General features: G+C 73.7%; 12 protein-coding genes and 1 pseudogene. 7 read left to right on the forward strand and 6 right to left on the reverse strand.

Annotation, left to right across the window (positions count from 1 at the left end):
- Window positions 1–63: 63 nt before the first annotated feature.
- Entirely contained in the window at window positions 64–2,229 is a 2,166-nt protein-coding gene (locus Q5530_RS33005) for an ATP-binding protein (protein WP_415366718.1), read from the forward strand.
- Here Q5530_RS33005 and Q5530_RS33010 read toward each other — a convergent pair.
- Window positions 2,172–2,507: a hypothetical protein gene (locus tag Q5530_RS33010; protein ID WP_415366719.1), complete on the reverse strand. Its 336-nt coding sequence runs from the start codon at window positions 2,505–2,507 to the stop codon at window positions 2,172–2,174. The genes Q5530_RS33005 and Q5530_RS33010 overlap by 58 nt on opposite strands.
- The gene (locus Q5530_RS33015) at window positions 2,504–3,505 is read right to left on the reverse strand and encodes a hypothetical protein (RefSeq protein ID WP_415366720.1); all 1,002 of its coding nucleotides are present in this window, start codon (window positions 3,503–3,505) and stop codon (window positions 2,504–2,506) included. Before Q5530_RS33015 ends, Q5530_RS33010 begins: the two co-directional genes overlap by 4 nt.
- 402 nt (window positions 3,506–3,907) lie before the next feature.
- Here Q5530_RS33015 and Q5530_RS33020 point away from each other — a divergent pair, with 402 nt between their 5' ends.
- From Q5530_RS33020 to Q5530_RS33030, 3 genes are all read left to right on the forward strand, one after another.
- Window positions 3,908–6,826 (forward strand): AfsR/SARP family transcriptional regulator, encoded by a 2,919-nt coding sequence (locus Q5530_RS33020; RefSeq protein WP_415366721.1) that lies wholly within the window; start codon window positions 3,908–3,910, stop codon window positions 6,824–6,826.
- A gap of 483 nt (window positions 6,827–7,309) precedes the next feature.
- Complete coding sequence (locus Q5530_RS33025; RefSeq protein WP_380641189.1) at window positions 7,310–7,633, forward strand: PadR family transcriptional regulator; 324 nt, start codon at window positions 7,310–7,312, stop codon at window positions 7,631–7,633.
- Window positions 7,630–8,820: a DUF1700 domain-containing protein gene (locus Q5530_RS33030; RefSeq protein WP_415366722.1), complete on the forward strand. Its 1,191-nt coding sequence runs from the start codon at window positions 7,630–7,632 to the stop codon at window positions 8,818–8,820. The genes Q5530_RS33025 and Q5530_RS33030 overlap by 4 nt, the downstream gene beginning before the upstream one ends.
- Before the next feature lie 31 nt (window positions 8,821–8,851).
- On the opposite strand, the gene Q5530_RS33035 is transcribed toward Q5530_RS33030, so the two are convergent.
- On the reverse strand, window positions 8,852–9,415 hold the full coding sequence (locus Q5530_RS33035) for a VanZ family protein (RefSeq protein WP_415366723.1): 564 nt from the start codon (window positions 9,413–9,415) through the stop codon (window positions 8,852–8,854).
- 151 nt (window positions 9,416–9,566) lie between these two features.
- Here Q5530_RS33035 and Q5530_RS33040 point away from each other — a divergent pair, with 151 nt between their 5' ends.
- The 3 genes from Q5530_RS33040 to Q5530_RS33050 all read left to right on the forward strand — a co-directional run bounded on the left by Q5530_RS33040 (window position 9,567) and on the right by Q5530_RS33050 (window position 13,600).
- A complete protein-coding gene (locus tag Q5530_RS33040) occupies window positions 9,567–10,697 on the forward strand; it encodes a sensor histidine kinase (protein ID WP_415366724.1) in 1,131 nt (376 codons plus the stop codon).
- Window positions 10,694–11,320, forward strand: a complete 627-nt coding sequence (locus Q5530_RS33045; RefSeq protein ID WP_380641181.1) for a response regulator — start codon at window positions 10,694–10,696, stop codon at window positions 11,318–11,320. The genes Q5530_RS33040 and Q5530_RS33045 overlap by 4 nt, the downstream gene beginning before the upstream one ends.
- 93 nt (window positions 11,321–11,413) lie before the next feature.
- Window positions 11,414–13,600, forward strand: coding sequence for a hypothetical protein (locus Q5530_RS33050; RefSeq protein ID WP_415366725.1), 2,187 nt, complete (start codon window positions 11,414–11,416; stop codon window positions 13,598–13,600).
- A gap of 87 nt (window positions 13,601–13,687) precedes the next feature.
- Here the strand turns inward: Q5530_RS33050 and Q5530_RS33055 are convergent.
- From Q5530_RS33055 to Q5530_RS33065, 3 genes and pseudogenes are all read right to left on the reverse strand, one after another.
- Window positions 13,688–14,407: pseudogene (locus Q5530_RS33055) on the reverse strand (MerR family transcriptional regulator); the annotation flags it as partial.
- A gap of 98 nt (window positions 14,408–14,505) precedes the next feature.
- Window positions 14,506–15,012 carry a VOC family protein gene (locus Q5530_RS33060; RefSeq protein WP_415366726.1) on the reverse strand — a complete coding sequence of 169 codons (507 nt, stop codon included), beginning with the start codon at window positions 15,010–15,012 and terminating at the stop codon, window positions 14,506–14,508.
- A gap of 78 nt (window positions 15,013–15,090) precedes the next feature.
- On the reverse strand, window positions 15,091–16,011 hold the full coding sequence (locus Q5530_RS33065; protein WP_415366727.1) for a hypothetical protein: 921 nt from the start codon (window positions 16,009–16,011) through the stop codon (window positions 15,091–15,093).
- Window positions 16,012–16,014: the final 3 nt, after the last annotated feature.

Here is a 16,014-nt window from a genome sequence, read left to right on the forward strand (position 1 = left end):
GGCACCCGAACGCCCGCTATACCGTACGGACGTCCTGCATTCTGGCCGACTTGGAGGTAGGACGTGACCGGAGCGGGGATCGGCACATCCGACGGGCGATCCGGGACCACGCGGAACGACCTGTCGGGCAGCGTCCTGGGCACCAGCATCCAGAGCGGTTCGATCCAGGGCGGCGTCCACGTCCACGTGGCCGAACCGGCGACCGGGCTGCCCGTGCCCCGCCAACTGCCCGCGCCGCCCGCGTGGTTCACCGGTCGCGAAGCCGAGCTCCGCGAACTGGAGGCGATGCGGCGGGGCGCCGACCCGTCGAGGCCGACCGTCGTGGTGATCACCGGTCCCGGCGGCGTGGGCAAGACGGCCCTGTCGCTGCGCTGGGCGAACGAGGTGTCGGCGGACTTCCCCGACGGTCACCTGTTCGTGGACCTCAACGGGTTCAGCCAGGACGCCCCCACCGACCCGGGAGAAGCGGTCGGGGCCTTCCTGCGCGCCCTGGGCACGCCCCCGGACCGGGTGCCCGTGCACCTGGCCGAGCAGACGGCGCTCTACCGCTCGACCACGGCCCGGAAGTCGTTGCTGATAATGCTGGACAACGCGCTCTCCGCGGCGCAGGCCAGGGTGCTCATCCCCTCGTCGCCCATGAGCCTGGTGGTGATCACCAGCCGCAGCAAGCTCACCGGTCTGATGGGGGACGGCGCGCGGTTCCTCGAGGTCGGCCCGCTCGCGCCGGCGTCGGCGTTCACCCTGCTCGCCGACACCGTGGGGCGGGACAGGGTCGCGGAGGAGCGTGAGCGCGCCGAGGACCTCGTCGCGCTGTGCGGGGGCCTGCCCATTGCCGTGCGGGTCGCCGCCGCGCGGTTGCTGGTGCGCTCGCGCTGGTCGATCTCCCGCGTGCGCGACGAACTGGCGGACGAGCAATCGCGGCTGGCCGGCCTGTCCCCCGCCGGGGAGCTGTCCGTGCGGGCGACGTTCGACCTCTCGTACCGGATGCTGGAGTCGCGCACCGCGGCGCTGTACCGCCGGCTGAGCCTGCACCCGCACGGCGAGTTCGGCCTCGGGGTCGTCTCGTCCGTGGCCCAGGAGGACGGCCGCGCGTCGGAAACGCTGGTGGAGTCGCTCCTGCAGGCCAGCCTCCTGGAGGAGCGCGCCGAGAACCGCTACTCGTTCCACGACCTCCTGCGCCTGCACGCCCGGCACCGGCTCGAACTCGACGAGACGGCCGAGGAGCGGATCTCCTCCCTGCGCAGGATCATCGAGTGGTACCTGGCGACTGCGATGCGCGCCGACGAGGTGCTGACGCCCTACCGGCGGCGGTTGCCTTACGAGTTCTCCGTCCCGCCCTTCGACGTCGTCGACTTCCAGGACCGTTCGAGCGCGCTGTCGTGGCTGGAGGAGGAGAGGACCAACCTCGTCGCCGCCGGCCGGGTCGCGATGGACAACGGTCTCGCGGAACTCGCCTGGCACCTGTCCGACGTCCTCTGGCCCCTGTTCCTCTTGAAGAAGCACTACCGCGACCGCCTGGAGGTCGACCGCCGGGGCGTCGAAGCCGCCCGCGCGTGGGGGAACGCGTTCGCGGAGGCGGACATGCTCAAGCGGCTGGGCCGGGTCTCGACGACGGCCCGCAGGTTCGCGGAGGCCGAGGACCACCTGCGGTCGTCGATCGCCATCTGGGAACGGCTCGACGACCCGCGCGGGATGTGCGACACCCGCGAGCTGCTCGCCCTCCTGTACCGGGACACGGGGCGGGTGGACGAAGCGCTCGAGCAGTTCACCGTGCTCGTCGGGGCGAACGAGGAGCTGGGCGGGGGCAGGCCCCTCGGGCTGAGCCTGATCAACGCGGGAACGACCCTGGTCGAGGCGGAACGCGCGGCCGAAGCCCTGCCCCACCTCGAACGGGCCGTCCAGGTCTTCGCCGGGCTCGAACAACCCGACCCGTACAACCAGGCCCGTACCGTCGTCGCCCTGGCCTCCGCGCACTGCCGCGCCGGCGACCACCCCGCCGCTCTCCGGCACGGGACGCGTGCCCTGGAGGCGATGACGGCCCTCGGTTCGGTGCACGGCCAGGCGGAAGCGCACCAGGTGCTGGGTGAAGTCACGCACCGGACGGGGCGTTCCGCCGAGGCCCGGGACCACTTCGCCTCGGCGGAACGCCTGTTCCGGTCGCTCGGCTCGCCTCAGGCCGACCTGCTGCGCAAGCGCGTGGACAGCGCCGGGCCGCCGAACGAGGAGTGAGCGCGGTCGCCGGTCGCCCACCCCAGGTAGGCGCGCTCGATCACCCCGTCCCCGTCCTCGACGAAGCCCAGCTGCCGGTCGACCGACATGAGCAGGATCCGGTTGTCCGGCAGGCGCAGCGCCACCAGCGCCAAGCCGGGCAGCCGCGAGAACGCCTGCTCCGCCCAGGCGAGTCCCTGGTCGACGACGTCCACCACCTTGCTCAGCACATCGGCGCAAGCGCAGGCTCGGAGGTCGAGACCACCGTTCACCGACACGACGACGGGTTCAAGGCTCAAGATCGACACCACTTCCGAGGAGTGGGAGCCGCGGAGAGGGCGCGATGGGCGCCCGGTTCGCTCAACCCCAGCAACCGGTAGAGAGACCGTCGCAACGTACAGGCTGCCGAGCCCGGTCGCGAGGTCAACCTCGCGCGGATCTCCTCGGCCAGCACGGGATCGGCGTCCGTCGAGTCGAGCTGCTCCGGCAGCGGCACGTCGAGCCGCAACGTGGGGGCCACCTCGCCCAACCTGGTCTGCGGCGCGTCGGGCACCAGCGCGAGCGCGGCGGGTCGCTCGACCGTGAGCACGGGGCGTCCGATCGCGGCCGCGTACGCCGTGGTCGACCCGTGGTCCCCGATCACCCGATCGGCCGCCACCAGCGCGGCGCGCCAGTCGAGCTCCGGGGTGAACAGCATCAACCCGGCGTCGACGCAGTCCGCCAACCACGCCTTGACCTGGCGCGGACCGTGGCCGAACCACACCGCCGGGTGCACCAGCGCCGCGACGCGGAAGCGCGACAGCGGCAGCTCGTCCATCAAGCGCTCCAGGAGGTCCAGGTGCATCCCGAAGAGCGAACCGGCCCCCCACGTCGAGGTGACGACGACGAGTTGCTGCGCCGGTCCCACACCGAGCGCGTCCCGGTAGGCCTCCCGCGACGACGCGCTGACGACCAGCCTGTCGTAGCTGAGGTCCCCCACGACCTCGGCGACCTCGACCACCTCGGGACACTGCTCCCGCAGCAGGTCCAGTTGGCTGTCGTGGGAGAGCACGACCATCCGCGGGACGGGCCGGCCGTCGCGCACCAGCCGTTGGCCGTCCAGTCCGTACACCGACAGCCTCCCCGCCGACGTGGGGTGTCCCTTCGCGTACCCGGCGCCGTGCGGCATCACGACCAGCGGGGCGTGCACGCGGTCGATCGAGCCGTACGCCGCCGCGAGGGCGAGGTCGAACCTCTCCCGCACCGCCTGCTCCCACGGGACGACGACCCCCTCGGCCGCACGGAGGAACTCCTCCACCCCATTACCGAAGACATCGGGGGCCTGGGTGAAGACAATTTGCACCCGCCGATCCGACTCAATCAGCTCCAACGCTTCGAACAAACGTTCGCAGCTCGCCACCGTATGTCCCACGGCCAGTACCGAACGGCAACCCCGACGAGTAACCCAGCGCCCCGCGTCCATGCCAACCGGAACATCCCGCCACCCGAATGGTCTCATCCCCCGCCTCTTTCCACTCCAAAAGGAAAAACACCCTCGAGGACAAGCATCCGAGTGAGTTCGCCAGTCGACCTGCAGTTGGCATGCAGAACCGTGTCGATGCGGCGGCACCGGACGATACGCTAATGCGCAAGGGAGGGATCGATCGGACCGAGTGCACGTCTCCGTTGCGCACCCGGTACCACCGAGGGGGTGGCACTGGTGGAGTTCACGATCTTGGGTCAAACATCGCTGCAGGTCGGAGCCACGAAGGTCGACCTGGGCGCGAAGAAGCAACGAGCGCTCCTGGCACTGCTGCTGCTCCAGGTGAAACGCCCTGTACCGGTCGAGACCATCATCCAGGCCCTGTGGCCGGGGAAGGTCCACGACGGGGTCCGGAGCAACCTCCAGTCGCTGATGAGCAGGATCCGAGGAGCGCTCGCCAGAGCCGGGGTGGAGTACCGGGTCACCCATGAGGGGGAGACCTACCGACTGGACCTCGACCAAAACCTCGTCGACTACCACCGATTCCTGCGAATGGTCGAAGCGGGCCGAGCGGCCAGCGCCACCGAGAACCACGCGGAAGCAAAACTGATCTTGACCGAGGCGATCGGGCTCTGGCGCGGGGTCCCCTTAGCCGACATCCGCGGCGAGTGGGCCGCAAAAAGACGGAACGACATGGAGAGCATCGATCTGCTCCACGCGCACCACGCCCTTCTCCAAGCGCGGGTAGAGCTGCGCGAGTACGCCGGGGTGATGCGCGACCTGGTGCCGCTGTTGGAGCAGCACCCGCACGACGACACGCTCGCCCGCATCCGGATGACCGCTTTGGACGGAATGGGGGACCGGCACGGCGCGACCTCGTTCTACATGCAGTTCCGCAGACGATTAGCCAACGAGTTCGGCACCGAGACCTCCGCCGAACTCGACCGGCTGTACCACAGGCTGCTCACCGAACCCCCGACCGGCGAACCCGACCACGCGGCCCGGTCCGCCGCACCGGTGGACGCGCGGCCGTACCGCTTCCCCCGGCAGGTGCCGGGGTTCACCGGCAGGCTGGAGCTTCTGCGCCGCCTGGACTCGTTCCTCGACGCGGGCCCCGCCGACCCCATCGTGGCGCTGCACGGGATGCCCGGCGTCGGCAAGACGGAACTGGCCGTCCACTGGGCGCACCGGCACCGCGACGACTTCCCGGACGGCATGGTCCTGCTCGACATGAGGGGGTACGGCAGCGGCCGGCCGTTGACGCCCGACCACGCGATCTCGATGCTCCTCGACCGGCTCGGCGTGCCGGCGGACCAGATACCCGTCGATCCCGGACGCCGACCGGTCGTGCTCAGCAGGGCGCTCGCCAACCGCAGGACGCTGCTCGTGCTGGACAACGTGCGCGACGCGGAGCAGGTCCTCCCGCTGCTCGACGTCACCTCCGACTGCTTCATGCTGCTGACGAGCCGGGACCGGCTGCGGTTCCTGGCGATCCGCGAGGGCGCGCACACCCTGGCGGTCCCGGAGATGAACGTCGAGGAGAGCCTCGACCTGCTGCGCTCGACGATCAAGGACGACCGCGCCGCCGACGACGAGCGGGGACTGCTGGAGATCGCGCGCCTGTCCAACGGCCTCCCCCTGGCGCTCAAGATCACCGGGCGGCACATCGCCGATCGCCCGCGCGAAACGCCGGGCCAACTGGCCGAGCAGCTCAAGGCCCACCGCGACCTGCTCTTCCTGGACGAGGAGGACGAGGAGGCGATCAGCCTCTCGGCGGTGTTCTCCTGGTCCTACGAGGCCCTGGTGTCGGACGCGGCCCGGCTGTTCCGCCTGATGGGGCTCCACCCCGGCAGCCGGGTGAGCGGTGAGTGCACGGCGGCGCTCGCGGGGACCTCGTCCAGGGAGGCCGCCAGGCTCCTCGCGAACCTCGCCCGGGTCAACCTCCTCGACCACGACGTGGCGAACCGCTACCGCATACACGACCTGCTGCGCGAGTACGCGGCGGGACGCGCGCAGGAGTGCGACTCGCCCGGAGCGCGACGGGACGCGATCGAGCGGCTGCTCACCTGGTACGTGCTCACCAGCGCGGAGGCCTGCGGGAGGCTGTCGCCGCAGAGCCCGCCGATCCCCGCCCTGCCGACCCCGGTCGAGGTGATCCCCCTGCTGTTCGCGACGGACCAGGACGCCCTGGACTGGTGCGCCCTCGAACGGGAGAACCTCGTCGCGGCCACCAGGCTCGCCTCCGCCCACGGGTTCCACGAGCACGCCTGGCGCATCCCGGCGGCGGTCCAGGAGGTGTTCGAGCGGTCCGGCTACCACGACGACCTCCTGACGAGCCACGAACTGGCCCTGGGGTCCGCCCGGGCCACCGGTCAGGTCGACGCGGAGATCGGCACCCTCAACAACCTCGGGTTGATGTACCTGAACGTGCACCGGGTGGACGAGGCGTTCGAGCACCTCCTGGCGGGGCTGGACATCGCGCGCGAACAGGGCCACCGCCCCGGCGAGGCGGTGTGCCTGCACAACCTGGGCACCGTGCACTTCGAGCGGGGCGACGACCGGAAGGCCCTGGAGCTCTACGGACGAGCGCTGGAGATCAACCACGAGCTCGGAGGGGGCGAGGGGGAGGCGTTCGGCCACCACCGGATCGGCATGGCCCACCACCGCTCGGGCAACCTGGCCGAGGCCAAGCGGAGCTTCGACGAAGCCCTGCGCATCCGGGTGGAGATCGGCCACGTCCGGGGCCAGGGGGCGACGCTGACCGCCCTGGCCGCCCTGCACCAGGCGTTGGGGGAGCCGGACCGGGCGCTCGAGCACTGCCAACGGGCGCTCCGGATCCACCGGTTGACGGGCGACCGGATCGAGACCGGTCACGCGCTCATGACCCTCGCGGCCATCGAGTTCGACCACGGCGACCTCGGTTCGGCGCACGACCACGCCGCGGAAGCCGCCTCGCTCGCTGACGAACTCCACGACGTCACCGCGCAGGCCAGGTGCCTGCACCTGCTCGGGCGGGTGATGGTGTTCATGGGACAGGAGCGGGCCGCGGCGCAGGCCTGGCGCCAGGCGCTCTCCCTGTTCCTGTCGACCAACGACCCGACGGCGAGGGTCGTCCAGGCGCACCTCGACAGCATTCGCGAGCGCCCGGACGACTGACGACGGACCGCGGGGGCGGTTTTCCCGACCTCCGGCGACACGGGCATCCCGGAAAGTCGAACCAGGCGGCTCCCCGGACGTCTTCCCGGCACGCCACCGGAACTCCGCGCGACACGTGTCGGGGCCGGACCCCGCGAGGTCCGGCCCCCCGTTGGCCGTGCGGCCGACCCACGGGGTTCAGCGGCCGATCAGCTGTAGCGCATCCAGCACGTTTCCATGATCGTTGCGGCGATCAGGAGAATTTCGCTCATGACCTTGATCATAGGGCAAGCCCCGACCGCGCTGCGCATGGGGGTGACCCGCCGACGCGACCCGCCCGGATGATGCCGACCACGCCGCGCCCCGGCGGGGTCCCGCCCGCCACCGGCGACGCCACCGGCACTCGGTGCCACCGGTCGACCGTGACCTGATCGTGCTACCCCCGATCGCAAGCTACTGCGCTTTCCGTAGTAGTGTTCACAGCACACCACCGGGGGAGGGCTGATGGACACCAGTCAACTGCTCAAGGGGGTGCTGGACCTCGCCGTCCTCGCGGTGCTGCGCAAAGAGGATGGCTACGGGTACGACGTGCTCCGCAGGCTCCGCCAGGGCGGCCTGGACGGCGTCGGCGACGCGTCGGTCTACGGCACCCTGCGCCGGCTCTACAACGCCGGCCTGCTCACGTCCTACGTCGTGCCCAGCGAAGAGGGCCCGCACCGCAAGTACTACAGCCTCAACGAGCCGGGCCGGGTGCGCCTGCGCGAGTCGGGCCAGACCTGGAAGTCGTTCGCGCACACGCTCGACGACCTGTTGGGGGATTCGGCATGAACACGCAGACCAGCGCCGAGGTGCGCGACTACGTCGCCCGGATGCGCGCGGAGCTGTCCGACCTGCCCGCCACCGAGGTGGGCGAGATCCTGGACGACGCCGAGGCGCACGTGGCCGAGGTCGCCGAGGAGATGGGCGAGGGGTTCTCCTCGGACGCCCTGACCGAGCGGCTGGGCACGCCGGAGGTCTACGCCCGCGAGCTGCGCGTCGCCGCCGGTTACCCGCCGCGTGCCGCCGGGCAGCCGGGGGCGGGTACGGGGACGGGCGCGATCAGGACCGCGTTCCTGGCGCGGTTCGCGTTCTGGGCGCTGGTCGTCTTCACCGCCGTCGCGTTCGGCTTCGCCCTCCAGGGCGGCGACGGCGAGGCGCTGGTGGCGCTCACCGCCCTCCTCGCCGCCGTCGCCGCCGGGCTGGTGTTCTGGCGCAAGGAGCTCCTGCCGCAGGTCGAAGCCCTGCCGGAGACCAGGGCGCTGCGCGACGCGCTCGGCCGCGCCGAGCGGTCCGAGGCGGGCCACGTCCTCCTCTCCCTGCGCGCCCTGCAACCGGCGTGGTGGGTGGTCCGGGCGCTGCTCGTGGTGGCGGCGGGCGCGCTGGTGTACCGCTTCGACAGCACCCTCCTGCTGGCCCTGCTGCTCGGCGCGCTGTCGCTGGTCGCGGGCCCCAAGGCGAGGACCGACCGGCGCTGGCTGTGGATCAGCCTGCCCGCCACCGGTTTCGCCCTCGGCTCGCTGCTGCTCATCCTCGGCTCGCTGGTGGGCGGGCTGGACCGCCCGACCACCCCGGTGTCGGTCTACAACAACCCGCAGCAGTCCGCGCCGACGAACATCTACGTGTTCGACAAGGACGGCAAGCCGCTGACCGACGTGTACCTCTACGACGAGGACGGCCGCCCGATCGAGACGCCGTGGTACGGCTGCTACAGCCGGCGCGAGGACAACCAGTACCCGCGCCCCCGCGTCGAGCACGACGACCGCGGGTGCCGGGAGATCTCCGGTGTGCCGTTCGCGGCCGTCATCCCGAACACCCCGACCTCCACCACCACGACCACTCCCCCGCCGTCGCTCTCCCCCCTCCCCTCGGCCCCGTCCACGCAGCCGGTCCCGTCCACGCAGTCGGCCACGCAGTCGGCCCCGCCGTCGACCACCGGACCGGTCCCGTCGACCACGAGCGTCGTGCCCACCACCTGACCACCGGGCGGCGTGCCGCGCTGCCCGGGGCTCAGGCGAGCGACGAACCGGGCAGCGCGGTGCGGTGCAGCACGGGCAGGGACCTGACCAGCAGGTACCCGAGCACACCGCCCAGGGTGTTCGCGACGAGGTCGTTGACGTCGACGCTGCGCCCGCTGCCCGCGAGGACGTAGACCAGCAACTGCGCCACCTCGATCGCCCCGCTGAACGCCAGCGACATCGCCGCCACCCGCCCGACGCCCACCGCGCGGGCCGCGACCAGCGGCAGCAGCACGCCGAACGGCACCAGCATCGCCACGTTGAGCACGAACGACGGCGCGTCGGCGGTCAGCAGCGGGATGGGGTTGACCTGCGAGTACCACGGTAACCCGGGCTCGCCCGGACCCCGCTGCACGTCGATCGGGAACAGCGTGAAGTGCGCGACCCCCGCGACGTAGAGCGCGACCACCACCCGCGTCGCCAGGTGCGTGCCGGTCCACCCCGGCCGCCCCCGCACCGCCCGCGCCACGAGCACCGCGCACCACACCGCGAGCAGCGGCACGAGGACGTGCCACGACTCGATCCCGACGCCCGCGTACCCCACGTCGTCCCACATGCCGACCTCCTCTGGCTCGGTCGTCAGCTTGCGGGGTGGCGTGCCGTGGGGGCCTCCTCCTCCCGACGGGTCTTGTCGGGCCGCCTCCTCCTTTCGGCAGACCTTCTCCCGAGGGATCCGGTGACGGCGGGGCGGTCTCTACCCTGATCCCGTGCGGTTCTCCACCCGAACAGCGGCCTGCTGGCTGGTCGCCGCGTGCGCGCTCGCCGGACTCGGCCTGGTCGACCTGCGGCTGGGCGAGTTCAGCGGCGACGACCCCCTGCGCCTGGTGTGGGCGGTGGCGACGTCGGCGGTCGCGCTGGGCGCCGCGTGGGCGGGTCCGCTCGGGGTGGGTGTGCTGTCCGCCGCGCAGGTGCTCGGCGCGGCGGTCACGTGGTGGGTGACCCGGCACGACCCGTCGACCGGCCTGCCCTTCCCCCTGTCCGCCACCGCCGCCCTGCTCGGCGTCCTGGCCCTGCTGGTGTGGCGCGGGGACCACCGGTGGATGGCGTTCGTGGTGCCCGCCGCCGCGGTGGCCATCATGGTCCAACCCGTGCGCGGCGACCTCGACGACCTCAGCGGCTTCCGGCCCGTGCTCGGCGTGCTGGTGCTGTCGCTCGGCGTCGCGGTGGCCGTGACCGGCGGCTTGGCGGCGCGGCTGACCGCCACCACCCGGGCGCGGCAGGCGGAGCGGGCGCGGGTCGCGCAACGCGTCGAGTTCGCCCGCGACCTGCACGACTTCGTCGCCCACCACGTCACCGGCATGGTGGTGCGGGCGCAGGGCGCCGCCGCGGTCGCCGACCACCGCCCCGACCTCGTGCTCCCCGCCCTCCGGGAGATCGAGCGCGCCGGCACCGAGGCGGTCGACGCCATGCGCCGCCTGGTCGGCCTGCTGCGCGCCCCCTCCGACGACGAGGCGCCCGGCCTGGCCGAGGTGCCGACCCTGGTCGAGCGCTTCCGCCGCACCTCGGGCCTCCCCGGCGCGCTCGACCTGCGCGGTCCGTTCACCGACGTCGCCCCGATGACCTCCACCGCGGCCTACCGCGTCGTCATGGAGGCGCTGACCAACGCGCACAAGCACGCGCGCGACGCGACCACCGTCGACGTGGTGCTCCACCGCACCGCCACGCACCTGGAGATCCACGTGACCGACGACGGCCGCCCCGCCCCGGAGCACCGCGACGGCTTCGGCCTGCGGGGCCTGCGCGAACGCGTCGCGGCCGCGGGCGGCGACCTGTCCGCCGGCCCCGGACCGCACGGCTGGGCGGTCGGGGCGAGCCTGCCGATCGGGGCCCGGGGGTGACGATCACCGTGCTGCTCGCCGACGACCAGGCGATGGTCCGCACCGGCTTCCGGATGATCCTGTCCGCCCAGCCCGACATCGAGGTGGTGGGCGAGGCGGTCGACGGCGTGGAGGCCGTGGCGATGGCGCGGGACCTGGCCCCGGACGTGGTCCTGATGGACATCCGGATGCCCCGCCTGGACGGGCTGGCGGCGCTGCGCCGGATCAGCGGCCCGAAGGTCGTCGTGGTCACCACCTTCGACGACGACGAGCACGTGCGCGACGCCCTGCTCCACGGGGCGTGCGGTTTCGTGCTCAAGACCTCCGGCGCGACCCTGCTGGTCGAGGCGATCCGGGCGGCCGCCTCGGGCGAGGCCCTGGTGAGCCCGGCGATCACCGTGCGGATGCTCCGGGAGCTGGCGACCAGCCGCCCCGCGCCCCGCGACGTGCCGCTGTCGCCCCGGGAGCTGGACGTGGTGCTGCTGGTGGCGCGCGGGCGCACGAACGCCGAGGTGGCGCACGCCCTGCACGTCACCGTCGGCACGGTCAAGACGCACCTGGCGAGCGTGCAGGCGAAGCTGGGCGCCCGCAACCGGGTCGAGATCGCCGCGTGGGCGTGGGAGTCGGGCTTGCCGGAGCGGTGACCGGCGGCCGTCGCGCCGGCCCTGTCGCGCACCGCCACCGGCCACGACAATGCGGGTACGACCGGAGCGGCGACCAGGACGAGGGGGGAAGTGATGGCGGTCCGCCAACTGCACTTCACCGCGCGCGGGGACGGCGGCCCCCCGTGGATCGGCGCGATGACCCCCGGCACGCCGCGGCAGCTGGTGGAGCTGGCGGTCCGGGCCGGCGCGAGCGGACCGGCGCCGGGGAACGCGATCGGCCTCGGTTTCCTGTCGGCCGGGCGCGTGGCGGCCCTGGTCCAGAGCCGGTGCGCGGACCCCGCCGGCCGCGCGCACTTCTTCCACGCCCTGCTGTTCGACGACGTCGAGCGCGAGCTGGAGGGCCTCCTGCCGATCGACCTGTGGGGCGGCCCGGCCTGGGCGCGCGACCCGGCGGTGGGCCCCGAGCTGCCGGAGGTGGCCTCGCTGGTCCCCGGTGACGACGCGGGCCCGGCCACCACCCCGCGGTTCGCGGCGGGCCACGCCGCCGGGTTGGAGCGCGTGCTCGGCGCGGTGCAGCAGGCGCTGGCGGCCGGGCGGGGCCGGCTGGTGCTGGTGGTGCCGGACGACCGGACCGCGGCGCTGTGGATCTCCGCCACGTGCCGCTCCTTACCCCACCCGCTCGGGTCGGCGGTCACGTTCACCACCCGCGCGGCGCGGCCGGCGGAGTCGACCGCGCTGATCACCTGCACGACGCCGGACGCGCCGCCGCCAACTCACGGCGACGTCACCGCCATCGACCTGACCTCGACGCCACCGCCGGACCCGAGTGGCACGCGGTACGCGTCGGCGCTGGCCCAGCTGTGGGAGCGCGACTCGGTGCCCACCGCGCTGCGCCTGGCCGGCGAGGCGCGGCCCGCCCTCGCCGCGGCCGACCTGGAGGTCTTCGCGGTCCTGCTGGAGGTGGCGTTCGACCTGCCGGTGCGCGCCCCGGCCGACCGGGACCTGCTGCTCACCGCCGCGCGGATGGCCGTGGAGCGGCTGACCGGGCGCCTGTCGGCGGCGGGCTGGCAGCGGCTCTCGGACCAGGTGCGCGACAGCGGCCCGGTGGACGCGGCCGGGTGGTCGGAGGTGCTGCGCGCGGCCCGCGACCGGCGCGAGGCGGTGCCCGCGGAGCTGTTCGGCGCCTACTTCATCACGGCGCTGAGCGGCGACGACCGGCTGTGGGCGCCGGAGCTCTCGGCGGCGGACCTGGACGACGTCGCCGAGCGCGTGGTGGTCCCCGCGCTGGCCTCCTCGGCGCCGCACCCCGCGCTGACCCGCCTGGCCGGGCACGGCGCGCTGGTCGACGCGCTGATCCGGGTGCTGGAGCGCAGGCTCGCCAACCCGCGCGAGACCGCCCGGCTGGCCACCACGACGCCGCCGGAGGTGGCGCGCCTGCTGGCGGGCCGGGGCACCGACCGGATCCGGCTGCTCGCGGACCTGGTGCTGGCCCGGCACGGCGCGCTCGACCCGGTGCGGGTGATGCTCGACGGCACGCGCACGCAGCAGGTCGACTGGCGGCTGTTCGGCCCCGTCCTGTGGCCGGGGGACCCGTCGGCCGAGGACGCCGTCCGCCTGGTCCGGCAGGTGCGCCCCGGGGTCCTGGTGGACAGCGGCCTGGCCGCGCGGATCGTGGCCCGGGTGCTCGACCGGGCGGGTGAGCCGGACCCCTCGGACGGCAGGCTGGTCGACGAGCTGCTGCGCTCCCCCGTGGCGGGCCTGCTGGAGCAGCGCGACCACACCGCGCTCGACGCGGCCAGGAGGATCGTCCACCTCCGCGGCGCGGTGCCGGGCCGAGGCAGCGAGCGGGTGCTCCTGTCCGCGCTGGCCGCCGCGAACTCCCTGCCCGACGGGGTCGGCCACGGGCTGGTGGCCGCGGCCGCGTCGTTCGTGCTCCGCGCCGATCCGGCGCTGCACCGCGACCTGCTCTCCCGCGCGCTCGACGAGCACGCGCCGGTGTTCCTGCCCGCCTACCGGCGGGCGGTGCGCGTGGAACTGGCCGACGCCCCGCCGCACCGGATCGCGGCGGTGGTCGTCGCGTGGCGGCAGCTGGAGCGGCAGGCGTACCGGCACATCCTGGTCGAGGAGACCCTGCCCGCCGCCCTGCGCAAGCGCCGGGGCAGGTTCCTGGACCGGGTCGGCGGCGCGCTCCAGCCGACCGGGGACGGCTTGGGCGCGGAGCGGCCGAACGGCGGCTGGGGCAAGTGGTGGCAGGGCTGGCGGGCGGAGCACGAGCGGCGCGGCCTGCTCTCGGTGTTCCGCCGGCGCGACGGGGTGTGACGCGCCGGCCGGCGAGCGCCCCGGGTGGGTCTCACCCCAGGTCGCGGTCTCGGGGTCGACGCCCCGGGCGCGGGCGTTGGCGTCGATGATCCGGCTCAGCCACTCGGCCAGCCCGGGTTCGACACCGTCGTAGTGGGCCGTGAACCCCGGCTCGGTGGTGTACCGGCGGCCCAGGCAGACGTGCATGGAGTGCGTGCAGTCGAAGTAGGCGCCGATGGACGCGCGGTGCCGTTCGGCGAGCGCGTTCGCCTCGTCGTCGCCGGGCCGCACCCCGTCCCGCAGGGCCGCGGCCAGGTCCCCGTCGAGCGCCCGGACGTCGTCGGCGATCCGCCGCCAGTCCTCCGCGCTCCGGCCCGCCGCGCGTTCGGCGTGCTGCGCCCACTGCCCGGTGTCCCCCCACCGGTCACGTGCTTCCGCGTACCAGGCGGGCCGCCAGTGCTCGCCGAAGATCGCGACCTGCTCCTCCGCCGACAGCAGGGTGCCGCGGTCCCTGGCCTCCACCACCCGGTCGAGCGCCTCCGCCATCCCCCGCAGGCGCAGGATGCGCTCGTGGAGCCGGTCCCGCTGGCGCGACAGCGATTCGGCCACCTCGTCCGCCGACCCGTCCAGCAGCCCCGCGATGTGGTCGAGGGGCACGTCCAGTTCCCGGTAGACGAGCACCCGGTGGACGCGGGCGACGTCGGCGGCCGTGTAGAGCCGGTAGCCGGCGGCCGTGCGGCCGGAGGGGCGGACGAGCCCGATCGCGTCCCAGTGGTGGAGGGTCCGGACGGTGACGCCCACGAGGGAGGCCGCGGTGCCGACGGTCATCCCGCCGGCCACCGCGGACCCGTCGTCAGGTCGGAACCCCACACCGCCCAGTGTGGCAGCCGAGCCCCGGTCCAGGCTGCGCTTGCTCCCCCCGGGGATCACCCCTCGGGCCCCTCGATCCCCATGTCGCGGAGGTACCGCGCCTCGGCGCTGCCCGGGTCGTACGGCCGGGCGGCGGTCATGATCACCCGGGCGTTCTCCGGGGTGACGACCTCCAGCTCCACCGAGTTCCACGGCCTGTGCCGAGGTCCCGAGGTCGACCCCGGCGACGCTTCCTCGCACGCGGCCGCGATCCCGTCGAGCTGGTCCAGCACGCAGGAGAAGCTGACGCTCAGCGCCGGCGCCCCCTCCGCCGTCCCACCCGGCACGAGCAGGACGTCCTGGAACGCCCAGCGCCGGAGGTGCACGATCTGCCCGGGCACCGAGAACAGGTCGAAGAACCCGAGCCCGCGGACCCAGAACTCCGTCGACGCCGCCAGGTCGGAGGTCGGCACCGTGACGAACATGGGCATCCCGTAGAGCCCGCGGAACAACTCCGGGGCCTCGACGCCGGGTTCCGGTCGCGGCACGGGGCTGATGTCGAAAGCGGGGAACGTGTCGGTCATGGCGCCATCGTCAAGCCTGACGTCGCGTCAGGGTCAAGCGGTGCGTGAAGAAGCCCCGGGGCGCGCCAGGAGCCCCGCCTAATCACCCGCCACCTCCCACCGCACCCCGTGGGCCGTGCCCGGGACGAGGTGGCGGAAGCTCAGGTGGACCTCGCCGGCCTGGTCCACCGGGTGCGGGTGGCCGCGGTCGGTCGGCTCGGCGCCCTCGTCGCGGTCCGCCCCGCACAGCGCCCACACGCGCGGCGGGACGGGGGTGCGACCGAAGCGCACCCTCAGGTCCAGCAGGTCGCACGGCTTCGTCGGCACGTACACGAGGTAGGACCGCACCGCGTCCGCGCTCGGCGGGCGGAAGCTGATCGCGAAGTCGTGCGGGTGGTCCTCGGGGACCGGGGCCGGCAGGGCCAGGGTCGGCGCGCCCCGGTCGACCAGGGTGCCGCCGTAGAGCACCCGGACGTCCAGGTCGGGCCGGTCCAGCGGGAGCGGGGGCGCCAGGGGCAGTTCGCGCAGGTCACCCCGGTCGGCGACGACCCGGTGCCGCTCGATCACCTCGGGCCGGGGCAGGTCCAGGGCCAGCACGGCGTGCAGCTCGGCGGTGCGCCAGCCGCCCGTCCGCCCTCCCGACCGGTCGCGCGGCGCGGCGACGGCCAGTTCGGCGAGGTGGTTGATGGCCTCGTCGACCCGGCGGCGCACCGTGCGCGGGTCGCGGTCCATCCTGACCGCCGCCCAGTTCACCCGGTCCTGGTACAGCGGCAGCCGGACCTCGGTGTCGATGGCGAACGCCGCGAGCGTGGGCAGCCGCAGGTCCACCGGCAGCTGCCCGGCCAGCTCGGAGAGCCGGTCGGACACCTTCCGGCGGATGGTCCCCGGCTCGTCGCCGTCGCCCACCCCGCAGGCGGCGCGCAGCACCGGACCCACCCGGTCCCCGATCCCGCCGGCCAGCACGCCGCGGCCCTTGCGGAGCGACTTCAGCTCCCGGACCAGCTCCGCGTACGCGTTCATCGG

This window comes from Saccharothrix sp. BKS2 (genome assembly GCF_047689505.1).
GTDB lineage: Bacteria > Actinomycetota > Actinomycetes > Mycobacteriales > Pseudonocardiaceae > Actinosynnema > Actinosynnema lopnurensis.

What these genes read in the sequence shown, in the direction of transcription:
- Q5530_RS33025 (WP_380641189.1), top strand. Translation starts at nt 7,310, where the DNA reads ATGGACACCAGTCAACTGCTCAAGGGGGTGCTGGACCTCGCCGTCCTC.
- Q5530_RS33030 (WP_415366722.1), top strand. Translation starts at nt 7,630, where the DNA reads ATGAACACGCAGACCAGCGCCGAGGTGCGCGACTACGTCGCCCGGATG.
- Q5530_RS33035 (WP_415366723.1), bottom strand. Translation starts at nt 9,415, where the DNA reads ATGTGGGACGACGTGGGGTACGCGGGCGTCGGGATCGAGTCGTGGCAC.
- Q5530_RS33050 (WP_415366725.1), top strand. Translation starts at nt 11,414, where the DNA reads ATGGCGGTCCGCCAACTGCACTTCACCGCGCGCGGGGACGGCGGCCCC.
- Q5530_RS33060 (WP_415366726.1), bottom strand. Translation starts at nt 15,012, where the DNA reads ATGACCGACACGTTCCCCGCTTTCGACATCAGCCCCGTGCCGCGACCG.
- Q5530_RS33065 (WP_415366727.1), bottom strand. Translation starts at nt 16,011, where the DNA reads ATGAACGCGTACGCGGAGCTGGTCCGGGAGCTGAAGTCGCTCCGCAAG.